General features: G+C 44.8%; 17 protein-coding genes. 12 read left to right on the top strand and 5 right to left on the bottom strand.

What is annotated here, in order from left to right; translation table 11 throughout:
- The first annotated feature begins 18 nt into the window (after positions 1 to 18).
- Positions 19 to 1,281, top strand: coding sequence for a 2-oxoglutarate dehydrogenase complex dihydrolipoyllysine-residue succinyltransferase (odhB, locus tag AB1L08_RS00285; protein ID WP_413062665.1), 1,263 nt, complete (start codon positions 19 to 21; stop codon positions 1,279 to 1,281).
- Positions 1,282 to 1,516: 235 nt separating this feature from the next.
- Here the strand turns inward: odhB and sda are convergent, their stop codons facing one another.
- The gene (gene sda, locus AB1L08_RS00280) at positions 1,517 to 1,639 is read right to left on the bottom strand and encodes a sporulation histidine kinase inhibitor Sda (protein ID WP_413062664.1); all 123 of its coding nucleotides are present in this window, start codon (positions 1,637 to 1,639) and stop codon (positions 1,517 to 1,519) included.
- A 324-nt stretch (positions 1,640 to 1,963) separates the two neighbouring features.
- Positions 1,964 to 3,448, bottom strand: a complete 1,485-nt coding sequence (locus AB1L08_RS00275; RefSeq protein WP_413062663.1) for an aldehyde dehydrogenase family protein — start codon at positions 3,446 to 3,448, stop codon at positions 1,964 to 1,966.
- 246 nt (positions 3,449 to 3,694) lie between these two features.
- On the opposite strand from AB1L08_RS00275, the gene AB1L08_RS00270 reads away from it, so the two are divergent.
- The 5 genes from AB1L08_RS00270 to yidC all read left to right on the top strand — a co-directional run bounded on the left by AB1L08_RS00270 (position 3,695) and on the right by yidC (position 8,333).
- On the top strand, positions 3,695 to 4,243 hold the full coding sequence (locus AB1L08_RS00270; protein ID WP_413062662.1) for a Rok-like winged helix domain-containing protein: 549 nt from the start codon (positions 3,695 to 3,697) through the stop codon (positions 4,241 to 4,243).
- 103 nt (positions 4,244 to 4,346) lie between these two features.
- The gene (locus tag AB1L08_RS00265; protein WP_413062661.1) at positions 4,347 to 5,216 is read left to right on the top strand and encodes an ATP-binding protein; all 870 of its coding nucleotides are present in this window, start codon (positions 4,347 to 4,349) and stop codon (positions 5,214 to 5,216) included.
- A gap of 14 nt (positions 5,217 to 5,230) precedes the next feature.
- On the top strand, positions 5,231 to 7,150 hold the full coding sequence (locus AB1L08_RS00260) for a vWA domain-containing protein (protein WP_413062660.1): 1,920 nt from the start codon (positions 5,231 to 5,233) through the stop codon (positions 7,148 to 7,150).
- 122 nt (positions 7,151 to 7,272) lie between these two features.
- Entirely contained in the window at positions 7,273 to 7,545 is a 273-nt protein-coding gene (locus tag AB1L08_RS00255) for a hypothetical protein (RefSeq protein ID WP_413062659.1), read from the top strand.
- A 26-nt stretch (positions 7,546 to 7,571) separates the two neighbouring features.
- Positions 7,572 to 8,333, top strand: a complete 762-nt coding sequence (gene yidC / locus AB1L08_RS00250; protein WP_413062658.1) for a membrane protein insertase YidC — start codon at positions 7,572 to 7,574, stop codon at positions 8,331 to 8,333.
- Positions 8,334 to 8,441: 108 nt separating this feature from the next.
- Here the strand turns inward: yidC and AB1L08_RS00245 are convergent, their stop codons facing one another.
- Entirely contained in the window at positions 8,442 to 9,206 is a 765-nt protein-coding gene (locus tag AB1L08_RS00245; protein ID WP_413062657.1) for a TPM domain-containing protein, read from the bottom strand.
- Positions 9,203 to 9,784 carry a LemA family protein gene (locus AB1L08_RS00240; protein WP_413062656.1) on the bottom strand — a complete coding sequence of 194 codons (582 nt, stop codon included), beginning with the start codon at positions 9,782 to 9,784 and terminating at the stop codon, positions 9,203 to 9,205. Before AB1L08_RS00240 ends, AB1L08_RS00245 begins: the two co-directional genes overlap by 4 nt.
- Before the next feature lie 126 nt (positions 9,785 to 9,910).
- Between AB1L08_RS00240 and moaA the strand changes: the two genes are divergently transcribed.
- Genes moaA through mobB form a run of 3 tightly spaced genes read left to right on the top strand, consistent with a single transcriptional unit; the run spans position 9,911 to position 12,726 of the window.
- The gene (moaA, locus tag AB1L08_RS00235) at positions 9,911 to 10,927 is read left to right on the top strand and encodes a GTP 3',8-cyclase MoaA (RefSeq protein WP_413062655.1); all 1,017 of its coding nucleotides are present in this window, start codon (positions 9,911 to 9,913) and stop codon (positions 10,925 to 10,927) included.
- A gap of 15 nt (positions 10,928 to 10,942) precedes the next feature.
- Positions 10,943 to 12,229, top strand: a complete 1,287-nt coding sequence (locus AB1L08_RS00230; RefSeq protein ID WP_413062654.1) for a molybdopterin molybdotransferase MoeA — start codon at positions 10,943 to 10,945, stop codon at positions 12,227 to 12,229.
- On the top strand, positions 12,202 to 12,726 hold the full coding sequence (mobB, locus tag AB1L08_RS00225; RefSeq protein ID WP_413062653.1) for a molybdopterin-guanine dinucleotide biosynthesis protein B: 525 nt from the start codon (positions 12,202 to 12,204) through the stop codon (positions 12,724 to 12,726). The genes AB1L08_RS00230 and mobB overlap by 28 nt, the downstream gene beginning before the upstream one ends.
- 36 nt (positions 12,727 to 12,762) lie before the next feature.
- Here the strand turns inward: mobB and AB1L08_RS00220 are convergent, their stop codons facing one another.
- Positions 12,763 to 13,005, bottom strand: a complete 243-nt coding sequence (locus AB1L08_RS00220) for a YkuS family protein (protein WP_413062652.1) — start codon at positions 13,003 to 13,005, stop codon at positions 12,763 to 12,765.
- A 69-nt stretch (positions 13,006 to 13,074) separates the two neighbouring features.
- On the opposite strand from AB1L08_RS00220, the gene AB1L08_RS00215 reads away from it, so the two are divergent.
- From AB1L08_RS00215 to AB1L08_RS00205, 3 genes are all read left to right on the top strand, one after another.
- On the top strand, positions 13,075 to 13,515 hold the full coding sequence (locus AB1L08_RS00215) for a DUF1033 family protein (RefSeq protein WP_413062651.1): 441 nt from the start codon (positions 13,075 to 13,077) through the stop codon (positions 13,513 to 13,515).
- On the top strand, positions 13,512 to 14,735 hold the full coding sequence (locus AB1L08_RS00210) for an MFS transporter (protein WP_413062650.1): 1,224 nt from the start codon (positions 13,512 to 13,514) through the stop codon (positions 14,733 to 14,735). The genes AB1L08_RS00215 and AB1L08_RS00210 overlap by 4 nt, the downstream gene beginning before the upstream one ends.
- A gap of 472 nt (positions 14,736 to 15,207) precedes the next feature.
- Positions 15,208 to 16,680 carry an amidase gene (locus tag AB1L08_RS00205; RefSeq protein ID WP_413062649.1) on the top strand — a complete coding sequence of 491 codons (1,473 nt, stop codon included), beginning with the start codon at positions 15,208 to 15,210 and terminating at the stop codon, positions 16,678 to 16,680.
- Positions 16,681 to 16,718: the final 38 nt, after the last annotated feature.

Genomic DNA, 16,718 nt, shown 5'->3' with positions numbered 1-16,718 from the left:
TTAGAGGAGGATTTCGAAGTGGCCGAAATTAAAGTACCAGAGTTGGCAGAATCGATTATGGAAGGAACCATCGCCCAATGGTTAAAAAAACCTGGAGACTCCGTTGAAAAGGGCGAGTATATCGTTGAACTTGAAACAGACAAAGTAAATGTCGAAATCATATCAGAAGAAGCAGGAGTCATCAAAGAATTAAAAGCAGAAGAAGGAGAAACCGTACAGGTTGGCGATGTGATAGCCATTGTTGAAGCCGGGGCAGCTTCAGGCGGCAGTGACCCGGCCCCGGCTCCGGCAAAAGAAGCCCCCCCCCAGTCTGCGCAAGCTGAACAGCCAAAAGCGGGTGCGCCTCAAGAGTCTAAACAGGAAGAGGACGAAACGGACCGTCCGATCGCTTCCCCTGCGGCGCGCAAATTGGCCAGGGAGAAAGGGATCAACTTGTCAAGTGTACCTACGGTTGATCCTTTAGGAAGGGTTCGCAAGCAGGACGTAGAATCCTATTCAAACCAGCCTGCCCAGCCGCAAACAGCGCCGGCTCCTGCTGCAGCCGCTCCAAAAGAAACTGCACAATCAGAGGAATTGGGCAAGCCGGTGGAAAGAATCCGTTTATCCCGCCGCCGCCAAACGATTGCCAAACGGCTTGTTGAAGTCCAGCAAACCGCTGCCATGCTCACGACCTTTAACGAAATTGACATGACTGCCGTCATGGAGCTTCGCAAAAGGAAAAAAGACAAATTTTACGAAGAGCACGATGTACGTCTTGGCTTTATGTCGTTCTTTACAAAGGCCGTTGTCGCTGCCTTGAAAAAATATCCGGCAGTAAACGCAGAACTTCAGGGTAGCGAGTTGATCCTGAAAAAGTATTATGACATCGGTGTGGCTGTGTCCACAGATGAGGGTCTCGTTGTTCCGGTTATCCGCGATTGTGACCGGAAAAATTTCGCTGAAATTGAATCTGACATTCTCTCGGTTGCCAAACGGGCGCGTGACAATAAACTTTCTTTAAGCGACTTGCAAGGGGGAACGTTCACAATCACAAACGGTGGAGTATTTGGATCATTGTTATCGACACCGATTCTAAACGGAAATCAAGTTGGCATTCTTGGCATGCATACGATTCAAACCCGTCCGGTAGCCATCGATGCAGAACGCATGGAAAATCGTCCAATGATGTACGTAGCCCTTTCATATGATCATCGTGTCATTGATGGAAAAGAGGCTGTTGGATTCCTGGTAACGGTCAAAAAACTGCTTGAAAATCCGGAAGACTTGTTATTGGAAAGCTAATGGGGACCCATAAGCGGCCCGCCAAATTGGCGGGCCGCTTTTTTTGCTGTTAAAGTATAAATTTTTATTAGCCTGTCCAGTCCAGCTTCTACGGACAGGACGTCCTAGTGCAGCCGGCGCCACAGGACGAGCTGTCCGTCGATGAGCAAGAGGATTGCGCTTTTGTTCAAATAAAAGAAGCGTGCAAATCGCACGCTTTATTGTTTATGAAATTGAATATAGATTTCTTTTGTATTTACGGATTCAGGCCGCGTTTCCTTATTTCCATTTTCAATAATCGAATCCAATCTGCACCGTGATTATTCTTCTTCGCGTCTCGGTAGGCTGCAACAAGCTGTTCGTTGCTCAATATTTTCATGCAGGCAAAAACCTCCTCGTGAAAGTTGAATAATTCTTACTTTTCACTTATCATTTTACCTGCTTTTTAAAGAAAAAGAAAGGGTTTTGATCGGTTTTTATCGACAATATTTGCAGTTTTTGATACAAAAATAGAGCCTCCGGACACGAAAGCTCCATTTATCAAATTCATCTTTATCCCGCTTTGACTGTCCGTAAGACTCCCGCCTCAAACTTATAGTAAACCGGAAAGAAAAGCCCGATTGGTTCGGGAGGAGATCGCAGGCTAAGAACGCCGCATCGTGCGGCAACGCCTGCATGCCCCATCCTGCGAGCTTATTTTACTTTATTTTAATGAGATCCAAACGCTCTTGACTTCTGTATAGTTGTTCAGCGCATAAGATCCCATTTCGCGTCCGAGGCCGGATTGTTTAAATCCTCCGAATGGAGACGCCGCATCAAACGCATTGTAGCAGTTCACCCATACTGTGCCCGCACGCAGGCGGTTCGCTACGTAATGGGCTTTTGCCACATCTTGTGTCCATAAGCCGGCCGCCAATCCATATTCGGTTTTGTTGGCACGGTCAATCAGTTCATCGAGATCTTCGAATGGCATGGCGGCAATGACCGGTCCAAAGATTTCTTCTTTTGCGATGGTCATGTCGTCTTTTACGTCGGCAAAAATAGTGGGCTCTACGAAGAATCCTTCTTCATGCGGCTTTTGGCCTCCGGCGAGCAGCTCGGCTCCTTCGTTAATCCCTTTTTCAATATAATTTAGTACCCGGTTCTGCTGTTCGGCAGATACAAGCGGTCCCATTTCAGTATTTTGATCAAGGCCGAATCCCTGCTTAATATTTTTGGCATGGGAAGCCATATCGGAAACAACGTTATCGAAATGTTTCTTTTGAATAAATACGCGTGATCCGGCAGAGCAAACTTGCCCCTGGTTAAACATGACGCCATTCAATGCACCTGGAATGGCTTTCGTCAAATCGGCATCAGGCAAAATAATATTTGGTGATTTTCCGCCAAGTTCAAGCGTAACTCTTTTGATGGTTTTTGCACAGCGCTCCATGATAAGCTTTCCGACTTCAGTGGACCCTGTAAAGGCAATCTTGTCTACTTCCGGATGATCAACCAGAGCTTGTCCGGCAGTTTCTCCGAAGCCCGGAACAATATTGACCACACCTGGCGGGAATCCGGCTTCTTCAATTAATTCTGCCAGGTATAGGGCGGAAAGCGGCGTTTGCTCCGCAGGCTTCAGCACTACAGTACATCCAGTTGCAAGTGCTGCCCCCAATTTCCACATTGCCATCAAAAGCGGGAAGTTCCAAGGGATGATTTGTCCAACTACACCAACGGCCTCATGGCGGGTGTAGTTAAAGAACGGGCCCGCAACGGGAATGGTTTGTCCGGTAATCTTTGTGGACCATCCCGCATAATAACGCATATGCTCAATCGCAAGCGGCAGGTCGGCATTAGTCGTTTCACGAATCGGTTTTCCATTGTCCAATGTTTCAAGTTGGGCCAACGCTTCCTTGTGTTCTTCCATTAGGTCGGCAAGCTTATACATTAATCGGCTTCTTTGTGCAGCGCTCATTTTGGACCATTTGCCTTCATCGAAGGCTTTGCGTGCTGCTTTTACAGCCCGATTGATATCTTCTGCTTCTCCTTCATACAGGGTTGCGAGCGTTTCGCCCGTAGCGGGATTGGGAGTTTCAAATGTTTTACCACTAGCACTCTCCACGAACTCTCCGTTAATATAAAGCTTTTTCGTACCTTGTAAAAACTTTTCCACTCTTTCGTTGACTTCCAATGTTACTTGACTCATTGAACTCCTCCTTAAAAAATTTTTCCAAGGATATCAAAAGCAGAAAACGCTTCCACATAATAGTTTACTACGAATATATGAAATTTACAAATAAAAGATTACGAGTGTTTTGGGCAAATCTTGCCAAGAAACGACAAACAGGATTGCTAGTAAAAAGAATATTTAGTAAACAACATATAATCCTTTACTGTTTTAGCTTAAACAACCTATAATGTTTTTAATAAGTCGTGATGGGAGGAATGCTTCATGTTGGATGAAAGATCCGCGTTAAAACTAAGATTGGAACAAATGAAAGATGTGGAAGAAAGGCTGATCATACGAATTCAAAAGGAAAGAGCGTATATCTTTAATCGACTAAGAGAACTGGATGCCCAAGAGTCAACCGGGAGGGAAGAGGCCGGGCAAGATTTAAAATTTTTGGAAAAAGCACAGCCCTATTTGGAAGCACCCAAGGATGATTCTGACAGAAAAGAAGTGAATGGAGCCAAGGCGAGAAGGGCACGGCCTTCCAGAAGAAGCAAAACGACGAAAATGCGTGACGCCGCAGTTAACATATTAAAAGAGCAAACCACTCCAATCAGGGGCGTTGATTTGGAAAAATTAATAGAAGAGCGCACCGGTTTTCAAATCGCCAATATGACGACCTTTATGAACACCATTATGAAAGCGGATGAAAAGATTTTGAAAGTCGGACGGGGTTTGTATACTTACCAAAAAGATGAATCTGATGAAAACTATGGTCCGATTTTACTTGGAACCGGGGAATACGACAATTCAATCAATGACGAGCATTAAAGCCTGCTGAAAAGCAAGCTTTTTTCTTTGATGCAGGAATTTTGATACAATAGGAGCGTGAAGGTTTAAGCAGTTTGCAAGCCAAGAAAGGATTGTTCGCATATTGTTAAATGAAATTCCCCAAAATATTCAACAAATTATCGAAGAAAGAAACAAGTTATTTTCACACTACAATCAGAAGCAAATTGGAGAAACCGGCTTTTTGGCGGAGGATCCCTCCCTTCTGGCAGATGCGGTCATCGCTTTGTCATTGGGAAAAAATATCTTGTTAAAGGGGCCCACAGGTTCGGGAAAAACAAAACTGGCTGAAGCTTTGTCCCATATTTTCAGGCAGCCGCTGCACAGTGTAAATTGCTCTGTCGACTCAGATTCTGAAGCTCTGCTCGGATTTAAAACAATTAGCGAAAAAGAAGGAAAAAACCGGATTGAGTTTGTTCCCGGTCCCGTCGTGAAAGCGATGGAGATGGGTCATCTATTGTATATCGATGAAATTAACATGGCCAAGCCGGAGACACTGCCCATCTTGAACAGCATTCTGGATTACAGAAGAAAATTTACGAATCCATTTACTGCAGAGGTTGTTCAAGCAAAGGAAACCTTTGGTGTGATTGCCGCAATTAATGAAGGATATATTGGAACCGTTCCTTTAAATGAAGCATTGAAAAACCGGTTTATCGTCATCGATATCCCATATGTCCAGGGAGAAGTATTAAAAAAAGTCATTAAACAGGAAAGTCTGTTAAAGGATGATAGGCTCATTCAACAATTCATTCGCTTATCCGAAGATCTTATCTTCCAGGTGAGAAACGGCCAAATCCCCGAAGAAGCGGCATCCATCAGGGCGTTAATAGACACTTGTGACCTGGCGGTTTTTATGCCGCCGCTTCGCGCTGTTCAAAGAGGAATCGCCGATAAATTGGAAGAGGACAGGGAAAGAGCGGCGGTGATAAACATAGCCGCCACTTTATTTTAAAGGAAGTGGTTTTATTGTTATACCGCTTTATCGATTTCAATGATAAAAAGATTGATTCCTTTCTCTTGCTGGAATTGGAGGACCTGGCGAAAACGCTCGCTAAAACGAATCATTACAAGGTTGATTTTCGAAAATTATCTTATTTAAGCTTTAAAGAGAAAAAAATATATGTCAGCCATTTTTGGGATGACCGCGCGGAAACCATTAAAATGGAAGGAATGAAAAGCGAAATATTTTTAAGAGCATTTGGAAATATCCATTTTACTGATTTTCCGGAGATTGAACATTTTACCAACTTTGCGTCCGGTACGAAAATTCCAAGCTTCGCCCGACAGTTGCTCATGTTGGCGGAAGATATAAGGATTGAGGAAGAGTGTAAACGCAAGCGTGAAGGAATGAATCGGGAATTCCGCACGAGACGAGCCGTTTATATGGATTACTTTGAGTCGCAACTGGCCGTAAATCTTGAAAAAAACTTATTGCCGGACGCTTTTTTTAATTTCGTTTATTTATTTTGGAATACGAATAAACCCATTGTTGGCGTTCCTTCTTTCCGAGCTGAAATGGACATGAAAATGCCGCTGTTTCTGGAGAAACTTGAAAAAGCGTTTGAAGCCAAGTCCACGAAAGATTGTGCCGCCCTTTGTTCAGAAATTGTTGAAATGGCGGAGCCGCTTTTTCCCGGGGATATGATCAATGAATACTTTCACTTGCCGGTATTATCCGGGAATCGCCTGACGGCAGCTCGAACAGATCAAGCGAAAAAAATTTCCCTTGAAAACAGTGATCCGGCAAATAAAAACAAGAACGGAGACATCAATACCTTCCGGGAGGAAATGAAAACGTGGCATCGCGAGACAGAAAAAGAAGGAAAAAACCATTTTCATTTTGACTTGGAACGGGGAACGCCATCAAATGGGCAAAAGGGCCATGCTAGAAAAGGAGATCCGAACCAAACCGAAATAACTATCATTCGGGGAAAAAGCGGAAAGTCCGCTTTCAACACGGAGGCCGATACAGGCCTTGAAGGGGTTGAAGGAATCGAACAAGTGCAGGAAACATACCGCTATGGCGAGGCGAATAAACATGCGAAGGCCCTTTTTATACCTGCCAAAAAACCCGATGCAAACGCTGCTTTACAATACTCTCAACTCCGGGAAGGGGTTTTATTCTATAAAAGAAAGCTAAAAAACATCATCGAACAAACGTTGGAAAGGAAAAAGTCCGGACCGCGCACAAACAGGGAAATGGGACGGCTCGGCAAAAATCTCATTCCGTTTTTTACGGAAGCGTATCCAAAGTTATTTTATAAAAAAGCGGAACCTGCCAAGGAGATTGATGCCGTTTTCAGCCTCTTGGTCGATTGCTCGGCATCGATGGCAGATAAAATGACCGAAACGAAACGGGGAATCATCTTATTTCACGAAGCGTTAAAATCCGTTCATGTGCCGCATGAAGTGACGGGATTTTGGGAAGATGCAAACGAAGCCACAAAGAATGAACAGCCGAATTACTTTGACAAGGTCATTTCATTTTCCCATTCCTTAAACCAGAAGGCAGGACCTGAAATCATGAGGCTTGAAGAAAGAGAAGACAATCGTGATGGTTTTTCCATTCGTATAACGAGTGAAAGCCTTCTCCAAAGGCCGGAAAAACAAAAGTTCCTTCTCATTTTTTCTGATGGGGAACCGTCTGCATATGGCTATCATCAAAACGGGATCATTGACACCCATGAAGCCGTAACAGAAGCAAGAAAAAAAGGAATTAAGGTATTGAACATCCTTCTTTCCACAAACGGAATGGATCCCGGGCAAGAGGAAGTTTTTAAAAACATTTATGGAAACAAAAGCATCATGGCAGAAAAAGCGGATCAACTCCCCGACATCCTGTTTCCGCTGCTGAAAAAATTGCTTCATCAATCAATCAATGAATAGCCTGCGTTTTCATTTTTGCAGGAATCGCTGCAATTAATATTGCAACTTAAGGGAAAAACCTTTTTCATTTTCCGCTGTTTATCGTTATACTGGAATTAGCGAATAGAAATCGGGTGTTGCACATGTTAGATCTTTTTTTACAGGACTCCTTTGCAGAATGGCTCGTACCGCTGACAATTCTTATTATGTGGATGATCAGCTTGGGGATTATTTCCCTTTCCAGTCCTGTAAATACACAAAATCACTATCAAAACATCAAAAAAGATCATATTGTTCTCGAAACCGCAGCTTGTGATGAACCTGCACCGCGCAGGTGCCTCCTGCTCATTAAAACGGTCAGGAGGAAAGTAAGTCCTGATGATGCAGATGGACATGGGCTCCTTCTATTTAAATAAAAATTTAAATAGAAGGGTGGATGCAAGTGCAGAAAAAAATATTTCTTTTAACTATAGTGATCGTGACATCCGTTATGCTGGGCGGTTGTTCGGGTGTTGCAAATGAGACAGGCGTTTTTTATGATTTTTTCGTTCGGCCGTTTGTCTGGCTGATTCACGAGATTGGTACGGTTCTTAACGGAAACTTCGGGTTGGCGCTGATCATTATGACATTGTTGATTCGTTTGGCTTTAATGCCATTTATGCTGAGAACCTACAAGAACCAGCAGTTGATGAAAGTGAAAATGGATAAGATGAAGCCCGAAATGGAAGAGGTTCAAAAGCGCTCCAAAAAGGCAAAAACACCGGAAGAACAGCAAAAAATTCAAATGGAAATGGTGGAGCTCTATAAGAAACATGGAGTAAACCCATTAAATATGGGATGTTTGCCGATACTGATCCAAATGCCGATATTGATGGGCTTGTATTATGCAATCCGCAGTTCCACAGAAATTTCTTCCCATACTTTCTTGTGGTTTAATTTGGGGCAATCGGATATGATTATGACGTTCCTTGCCGGCTTGGTCTATCTTGCTCAAGCGCAGATTTCGCTATCGACAGTGCCGGAAGCCCAGAAAAACCAAATGAGGCTGTTTTCCTACATGTCTCCGGTGATGATCATATTCATCTCATTGAAGGCTCCGGCAGCATTACCGTTATATTGGGCAGTTGGCGGTATATTCCTGATCATCCAGACCTGGATTGGACGGAAATACTATCAGCAGCATCCGGAAAAAGCCAGGGAATAAATATTGATTACGAAAAAATGACCAGGGTTTTTTAACCCGGTCATTTTTTCATTTTGTCGGTGTCCGTGCAGTCCGTACGCCGCTAAACGGGGCATTCCGCTTTTCTCATTACCATCCGCGACTCGCTCCGCCTCCGCCGCTTGAACCGCCTCCGCCCGATCGCGGAGCACCGCCTCCGCCGCGGCCTCCGCCGTTTCGAAGGATGGCTGCGAGCATTCTGAGCAATGACAAAGTAAGGGCTCCGCCAAGAAAACGCAAGTCCAAAAAAACAAGCCCCATAAATATCAAAGTAATTATTAAAACCGTTATGAATGAAGGCCCATCAGCTGTTTCCGTATATTCAAAACCTTTTGCGTTGGCCTCTTTATCCAAATTGTATTCTTTTCCCACTTCATTGAATAATTGTTTATACGTATTGATAATGGCCAGATTAAGTTCATTTTTCTCCAAGTAGGGGAGGGCGTAACTGTCCAAAATTCGTCCGATTTTCCCGTCGGGAAGCGCACCTTCAAGCCCGTAGCCGACTTCGATCCGGATTTTCTGTTCTTGAAGGGCAAGAAGAATCAGCACACCATTGTCATGTTTTGCCCCGCCAATTCCGTATTGCCGGAAAGCCTCCAGGGCGTACTCATCAACCGGCTTATTTTCCAGCGACTGGACGGTTAAAACCGCAATTTGCGCTTCTGTATGATCATCCAAATATTTTCCCAGTTCCACAAGTTCCTGCTTTTCATTGTCCGAAAGCACATTGGCGAAATCCTGTACATAAATGTCCCCGACAGGATTTGGTATATCGGCGGCAAAAGTGTGCTGCCCTTGTATAGAAAAAAGAATGGGCAAAAGGAAGAGGAGGTAAAAAAGGATCCTTTTCATTCCTCCCCATTCCTTTCAAAATGGACGTCCGGCACATTTTGCGCCCCTTCATTGGCCTTAAAATATTCCTTTTTCTCAAAGCCGAATATGGAAGCTGTAATCCGGCCCGGGAACTGCCTTACCTTTTTATTGTAAACTGTTACCTGATCATTGTAATCTTTTCTTGCCACCGCAATCCGGTTTTCTGTGCCGGCAAGCTCGTCCATCAATTGGGTAAATTGCCTGTCGGCTTTTAATTCCGGGTAATTTTCGGAGATGACAAGCAGCCTGCTTAAGGCAGTAGTAAGTGCAGCATCTGCATTTGCCTGTTCTTCCGGCGTTTTTGCCCCGACCAGTCTTGACCTTGCTTCCGCGATCTCAGTGAGAACCTTTTCTTCATGGCCCGCATATCCCTTTACCGTTTCTACCAAATTGGGGATCAGATCAGCCCTTCTCTGGAGCTGGTTTTCGATTTGCGCATGTGTCTTCTCCACCTCTTCCTCAGCATTGACAAATCCGTTGTAACTGCCCAATAAAGGGATCAGAATAATGGCTAGAATCACGACGATCCCGATAATGGCACCAAAGCTTCTTCTCATTTTTTTCACTCCTTGCTAGTATTATATCGAAAAAAGTCAGGTAAAGTTTCATTTTTTTATTCATTAGTCCAAACAACGGAAACATGTTACAATTTTAACATACCGGTGAACGGGTGTTAGGAGGAGATGGAGATGGAAGGAGTACGAGACAAACTAAGGCGTCCTTTGCAGGATTTGCGGATCTCGGTAACAGACAGATGCAATTTCAGGTGCCAATATTGCATGCCTGCCGATATTTTTGGGCCGGATTTTGCATTTTTGCCGAAAGCGGAAATTTTATCATTTGAGGAAATAGAAAGGCTCGCAATTGTGTTCAGCAAATTGGGCGTCAGGAAATTAAGAATAACGGGTGGAGAACCGCTGCTTCGAAAACATATCGCCTCCTTAATATCACGCTTAACCAAAATAGAAGGAATTGATGATATCGGATTGACAACAAACGGAGTCTTGCTGGCGAAGGAAGCGGATAATCTGAAAAAAGCGGGGCTTAAAAGGGTAAATGTCAGTCTTGACGCATTAAATGATGACATATTTAAAAAGATCAATGGCCGCGGTGCGGGCTCAAAGGTCGTTTTAAACGGGATAGAAGCCGCCATTCGTGCAGGCTTGGGGGTAAAAGTGAATATGGTTGTCCAAAAGGAAGTTAATGAAACTGAAATCATTTCAATGGCCGAACACTTTAAGAATATGGGTGTCACGCTCCGTTTCATTGAATTTATGGATGTAGGCAATACGAACGGCTGGAACTTTCAAAAAGTGGTCACGAAAAAAGAAATTTTCGACCGGCTTGCCGGGCATTTTGAATTGGAGCCAGTAGATCCCGACTATTTTGGAGAGGTTGCCAAACGTTACAGATACAAGCATTCAAATACGGAAGTCGGATTCATTACTTCCGTATCGGAATCATTCTGCAGCAGCTGTACAAGAGCACGCATCTCCGCGGACGGAAAATTTTACACATGCCTGTTCGCCTCCAAAGGACATGATTTGCGGGCGATTTTACGAACCCATCAAGACGAGGCGCCGCTCATTGACAAAATACGTTCGGTTTGGGAAGGAAGAACAGATCGTTATTCCGACGAGCGTACGGAAGAAAGTGCAAGATTAAAATCCAAAATTGAAATGTCTTATATAGGCGGTTGAAGTGAGGGGGGAAAGTTGATGGAAAAAAGAAAACCCATTTGGGTGCGGGATGCTGTTGCCGCCATGATGGAATTTAAAAAAAGAGGGGAAAAGGAATACGTATCGCTTGATGAATGCGATGGCCGCTTTTTATCAGAGCCGCTCATTGCAGATCATGATGTCCCGCCCTTCAATCGTTCGCCGTACGATGGATTTGCGTTAAGATCAGCCGATACCGAAAACGCTTCCCGCGACAACCCGAAAAGATTTCAAGTGATTGATGAAATTGGAGCTGGCAAAGTGAGCAGCCAAACAATCGGTCCCATGGAAGCCGTCAGAATCATGACAGGCGCGCAAATTCCCGAAGGAGCGGACTGTGTCATCATGCTGGAGCTTGTAAATGAACTAAATGAAGAAGGGCAAAGCTTTATTGAGATCAAGCGGCAGCTAAAAAAATGGGAAAACATCTCCTTCCGGGGAGAAGATGCGAAAAAAGGAACGCCTCTTATTGAAAAAGGTGTCCGTATTAACCCGGGGATCAAGGCGCTGCTTGCCACGTTTGGCTACAGCAAAGTCCCTGTCGCCAAAAAACCGCTTATCGGGGTCATTGCAACCGGAAGTGAGCTTCTCCGGCCGGAAGATGATTTGGTCCCGGGAAAAATCCGCAACAGCAACGGGGTGATGATCGAATCGCAAATTTTGCGGGTGGGGGCGCAATATAAACGATATGAACAGTGTGCCGATGATTTGGAAAAACTGCATGACACTATTTTGCAAGCGGCTGAAGAGTGTGATGTCGTCATCACTACCGGCGGGGTATCTGTTGGGGACTATGATTACTTGCCGGAAATATATAAACGAATCGGAGCGGCACTTCTCTTTAATAAAATAGCAATGCGGCCCGGAAGTGTAACGAGCTGCGCGGAAAGGAACGGAAAATTGTTATTTGGATTGTCCGGCAATCCTTCAGCCTGTTATGTCGGATTTGAACTGTTTGCCGGACCCTATATAAAATACTGGCTGCACTCGGACAGGCCCTATTTAAGGACGATTCAAAGCACATTAAAAACCGATTTTCCAAAACCGAATCCTTTCAGCCGCTTCGTTCGGAGCCGGGTCTTGCTTGCGGATGGAAAGGTGTATGCCGAGCCGGTTGGCTTGGATAAGTCGGGGGTCGTTACATCCCTTGCATGGGCAGATTGTTTCATTGTCCTTCCCGGAGGAACGAGGGGATTTCAGGCTGGAGACCAAGTTGATATCATGCTTCTTGACGATGCCCAAGGAAGTGACAAGCCGTGGCAGGAACCAAGGTTTTCCAAATAACGGGATATCAAAACAGCGGCAAAACAACAGTGATGGAAAAGTTGATTACAACATGCAAAAACCATGGTCTTACAGTCGGAACGATTAAGCATCACGGACACGGCGGTTGTCCGGAAAGAATATCGATAGAAAAAGATACGGAAAAACACCGCCTGGCCGGTGCAGATATTACCGCGGTGGAAGGCAGTGGTGTATTGCAGATGGAAGCCCGGAAAGATTCGTGGGAACTTGAGGAGATCATCCAATTATATAAAGGTTTTTCACCGGATATTATTTTGGTGGAAGGATATAAGCATCATGCGTATCCGAAAGCAGTCTTGTTAAGGGATGAAAACGATTCGGGTTTGTTGGCAGAGCTGAATCATATTGAGGCAATTATAGGCAAACAGCCACTGAACTTGGACACAAATGCCCCTTTTTTTCTGCTTGATGATTTGGGCCCATTTCTAAGTTGGTTTATGGAGCCATTATTACATAAAGAGAAAGACCGGAATTGACGTTCGGGTCTTTCTCTCACTTTTACATAAAGCTGATCAATGTAATTTGTTTTCCACTTCATTGCATACTTCTTCGGCAGACAAGCCACTCGCTTCAATTACAGGTACTTTTGTTGTGGTCGTTTGCATGCCCATGATGTTGGAATCCATCCCGGTCACAACACAGCAGTTGCAGCCGTCCAAATCAGTCGCATTCGTCAGTGAAACGACATCATAGCCTTTTTGCTGAAGCGCTTCCGTAACGTTCGTCAGTCCTTCCTCCACGCCAATTCTCACCAATCAACACCTCCTTGCTTATCCTATCCATATCCAACTCGTATGAAAAATAAACAGCGGGAGAGCTTTTTGATGGAGTCAAAAACGGGAGAATTGTATAATGAAAGACAAGTTTTTATCGCGTATAATGAAAATTGCGGATTATCGTTTGGGGGATTCAACATGGTTCAAAAATGGGAAATCATAATTATGAAGGGCGAAAGTGAACCGTGGTGGTTTTTTTCCGGGTGGAAGAAGGATATATTGGCCACTTATGTATTTTCAGACAAAAACAGCGCCTTTGCGAAGTACGGGGCTCTATATGGACAATTCATTTCCCGGCTTGATCACGTGAAAATAAAAAATACATCCATGGCGGCATTTTGGCAGGCCGGAGATTATGTATACTGTGATTCTTGTGATGAAGACTTGCAAATCTATTACGGGCTGCTCATTTTTTTGAACGGGGAACCTTATTCTTTTTCCGAAGAAGACGAACAGCTTATTTTTGGTTCAGAAAGAGAGATATTATGAGCGCCTTAACATCAAAACAACAAACACAATTAACAACCGTATACGGCGTCCTTTTTGCCATCAGCGGCAGCCATTTGATCAATGATTCCATTCAGTCTGTTGTACCGGCGATGAACCCGATTTTTGAGCAGCATTTAAACCTGACGTTTGCGCAAATCGGCTGGATCGCTTTCGTATTAAACATGACTTCCTCTGTCATGCAGCCGGTATTTGGCTATTTTGCCGACCGGAAAGCAACGCCGTTCCTGCTCCCGGCAGGCATGTTGATCAGCACGTTCGGTCTTATCGGTTTTGCTCTATCATCCAATTTTTATATGATATTGGCATCTGTCTTTTTCATCGGGATCGGTTCGGCTGTTTTTCATCCGGAAGGGTCGCGTGTAGCCTATATGGCAGCCGGGTCGAAGCGCGGGCTTGCCCAATCCATTTACCAGGTCGGGGGCAATTTCGGCCAGGCGCTTGCGCCTGTATTTACAGCCTTCATTTTCGTTCCGCTTGGCCAAAAGGGCGCTTTGGCTTTTGTAGCCGTGACAACAGTTGGCATTATCATGCTGACGTTTGTATCCAGATGGTATAAGGGACAGCTGCAAACCGCCGCTTTTGCGAGAAAAGAAAAAACTGTTCATAAGAATGGTTCACCGATTCATCCGAAAATTAAAGCAGCGATTGTCCTCCTTGTTTTTCTTGTATTTGCCAGATCATGGTACGTAGCAGGGATCAACAACTTTTATCAATTTTATTTGATCGAAGATTACGGAGTGACGGTCCGGCATGCGCAATTATATGTCTTTATATTCATGTTTGCCGGTGTGCTTGGCACATTTTTTGGCGGGCCGTTGGCGGACCGGTTCGGGAGAAGAAACATTCTTTCCGTGTCGATGATCGGCGCAGCACCATTGACGATTGCCTTGCCGTATGTCCCGCTTCCGCTAATTATCCCGATCTTTTTTCTGATAGGCTTTATTTTGCTTTCCAGCTTCAGCGTTGCTGTTGTATACGCCCAGGAGCTGCTGCCCAAAAAGGTCGGTATGGTATCCGGACTGATTGTCGGCCTCGCTTTTGGCATGGGAGCGGTCGGTGCTGTAGCATTGGGTATGCTTGCCGATATTTATAACATTCGTTTCGTGATGATCCTTTGCAGCCTGCTTCCTTTGGCCGGCATTTTCACATGGCTTCTGCCAAGCGATGACAAAGTAAGGGAACTGACTAAACATGTGTAGCTTTATTACGTAACAGGCGAGTACCTGAAGAGCATACAGGACGGTAGAACTGACTAAACACGTGTACTTTATTACCCCCGTCTGATGCCGGGGTTTTATCTTTGCTGAAAAGTATATATGAATATAGGTAAAAAACGCCGGCTATGTGCGCTTATCTTACACAATTGGGGGTGTTACCACGGTCATTTACAGGTGCGGTATTTTGGGGAACCTACGATCCCGTTTTGCATGCGCTCCGGGAACTTAGAAATACAATCCGGTTTTGCGCAAGCACGATCCGGAACCTCGAAATACGATCGAGTTTGAGGGAAATACGATCCGGAACCTCGAAATACGATCAAATGCTATTTTCGGCCAACCTCCCCCCTCTTCCTTTTAAGAAATGCGCTTGCGCTTTTCTTAAAAATAAAGGGATTGGGGGAATTTTTATCGAATACAAAGGTTAATATACGAAAATCCGGGAGGAGTGCATATGTCAAGAATGGCGGAACCGGCACCTGAAAACACCCTTGGCATTTTGGATATGGATGTTACGGCCCTGATTGACCAATTGCAATCACGCAGCCTGACATCAGTGGAAGCTGTAAAAACGTGCATTAAGCATTTGGAACATGCGAATCCAAAAGTGAATTGTCTTGTGGAAAATCGCTTTGGGGAGGCGTTGGAGGAAGCAAAAGAAGCAGACCGCCTTTTGGAGAGCGGAAAGGCTTCCGGCGCCTTAACCGGCGTCCCGATCAGCATGAAAGAATCTTTTGATGTTTCAGGCATGAAAACAACCGGAGGACTTAAGCACCGAGCGGGGGCCGTTGCCCAAAATGACGCAGAGGTTGTCGCGGCCTTAAAAAAAGAAGGAGCCATTATATTGGGGAAAACGAATACCCCGGCCCTTTGTTTTTGCCAGGAAACAGATAATAAATTGTTTGGAAAAACAAACAACCCCTGGGACTTGAACAAAACCGCCGGAGGTTCATCCGGGGGCGAAGGGGCATTGATTGCCGTTGGGGGTGCGGCTGCAGGAATCGGATCGGATATTGGCGGGTCGATTCGTTTTCCCTCCCATTTCAATGGAGTAGTCGGCTTCAAGTCGGGAAATGGCCAAGTTTCCGATACGGGCAGTTTTCCGGATATCGTCCATCCCATCCAAAAAAGAATGCTCGGGATCGGTCCCATGGCCAAGTCAGTAAGGGATGTGCGGTTGATATACTCACTCATTTCAACACAACAGAAAAGTCCATCAGCCAAACTTTCCGATATCACCATTCATAAGCTTCCTGCAAATACCTATCCGCTGGGAGAATCTTCCGGCCGAATGATCCAAAAGATTGCCGATTATCTAAATCAAACATTTTGGGTAGGGATTGAAATTCCCCCTTATTTTCAAGAAAGTGCAATCATCTGGCAGGAAATCATGTCTGTGGATGGGGGAAGATCAGTTGCGGATACAGCCGGATTTCGGGGGCATGGCGAAGTGGTGAAAGAGTATGTGAAGGAAACGTTATTAAAGCGTTCGGATTACCACTATTACTTAACATGGGCCCTTATTGGCGCCAAAATGTTTAAGCCAAGCCAAAAGCGCATATTGGAAATTGAAAAAGTCATTGAAAAAGGAGATGAAATCATCTCAGATTACTTTGAAAACAAAATTCTTCTCCTCCCTGTATACCATCGTACGGCTCCGCCGCACGGGAAATTGTATTCCGAGCTTTTTTCCGTTAAAAAGACATTTAAAAAATTCATGCCCTATGTTGCTTATGCGAATGTATGGGGATTGCCTTCCCTTACTGTCCCCGCCGGGAAGGATGAGAACGGGATGCCCATTGGCGTACAGCTGGTCAGCAAATCCGGAAACGAAGAACGGCTTTTTGCACTTGGCGAGCTCATTGAAGCCGAATTTGGCGGTTACGTCCGTTGTACGGCCCATGATCAGGAAAAAGACCGCTCTTGATTTTTGAAGGGACAAACTGTAAAATACACATTGTGTAA

It is taken from the genome of Siminovitchia jepli, assembly GCF_047228825.1.
Lineage (GTDB): Bacteria > Bacillota > Bacilli > Bacillales > Bacillaceae_C > Siminovitchia.
The sequence above is the reverse complement of the archived record's forward strand: the minus strand, read 5'-3'. Positions and strand labels throughout refer to the sequence as shown.

Coding starts and splice junctions, on each gene's coding strand:
- sda (WP_413062664.1), bottom strand. CDS start 1,639: ATGAAAATATTGAGCAACGAACAGCTTGTTGCAGCCTACCGAGACGCG.
- AB1L08_RS00275 (WP_413062663.1), bottom strand. CDS start 3,448: ATGAGTCAAGTAACATTGGAAGTCAACGAAAGAGTGGAAAAGTTTTTA.
- AB1L08_RS00270 (WP_413062662.1), top strand. CDS start 3,695: ATGTTGGATGAAAGATCCGCGTTAAAACTAAGATTGGAACAAATGAAA.
- AB1L08_RS00255 (WP_413062659.1), top strand. CDS start 7,273: ATGTTAGATCTTTTTTTACAGGACTCCTTTGCAGAATGGCTCGTACCG.
- AB1L08_RS00245 (WP_413062657.1), bottom strand. CDS start 9,206: ATGAAAAGGATCCTTTTTTACCTCCTCTTCCTTTTGCCCATTCTTTTT.
- AB1L08_RS00240 (WP_413062656.1), bottom strand. CDS start 9,784: ATGAGAAGAAGCTTTGGTGCCATTATCGGGATCGTCGTGATTCTAGCC.
- moaA (WP_413062655.1), top strand. CDS start 9,911: ATGGAGATGGAAGGAGTACGAGACAAACTAAGGCGTCCTTTGCAGGAT.
- AB1L08_RS00215 (WP_413062651.1), top strand. CDS start 13,075: ATGGAGTCAAAAACGGGAGAATTGTATAATGAAAGACAAGTTTTTATC.
- AB1L08_RS00210 (WP_413062650.1), top strand. CDS start 13,512: ATGAGCGCCTTAACATCAAAACAACAAACACAATTAACAACCGTATAC.
- AB1L08_RS00205 (WP_413062649.1), top strand. CDS start 15,208: ATGTCAAGAATGGCGGAACCGGCACCTGAAAACACCCTTGGCATTTTG.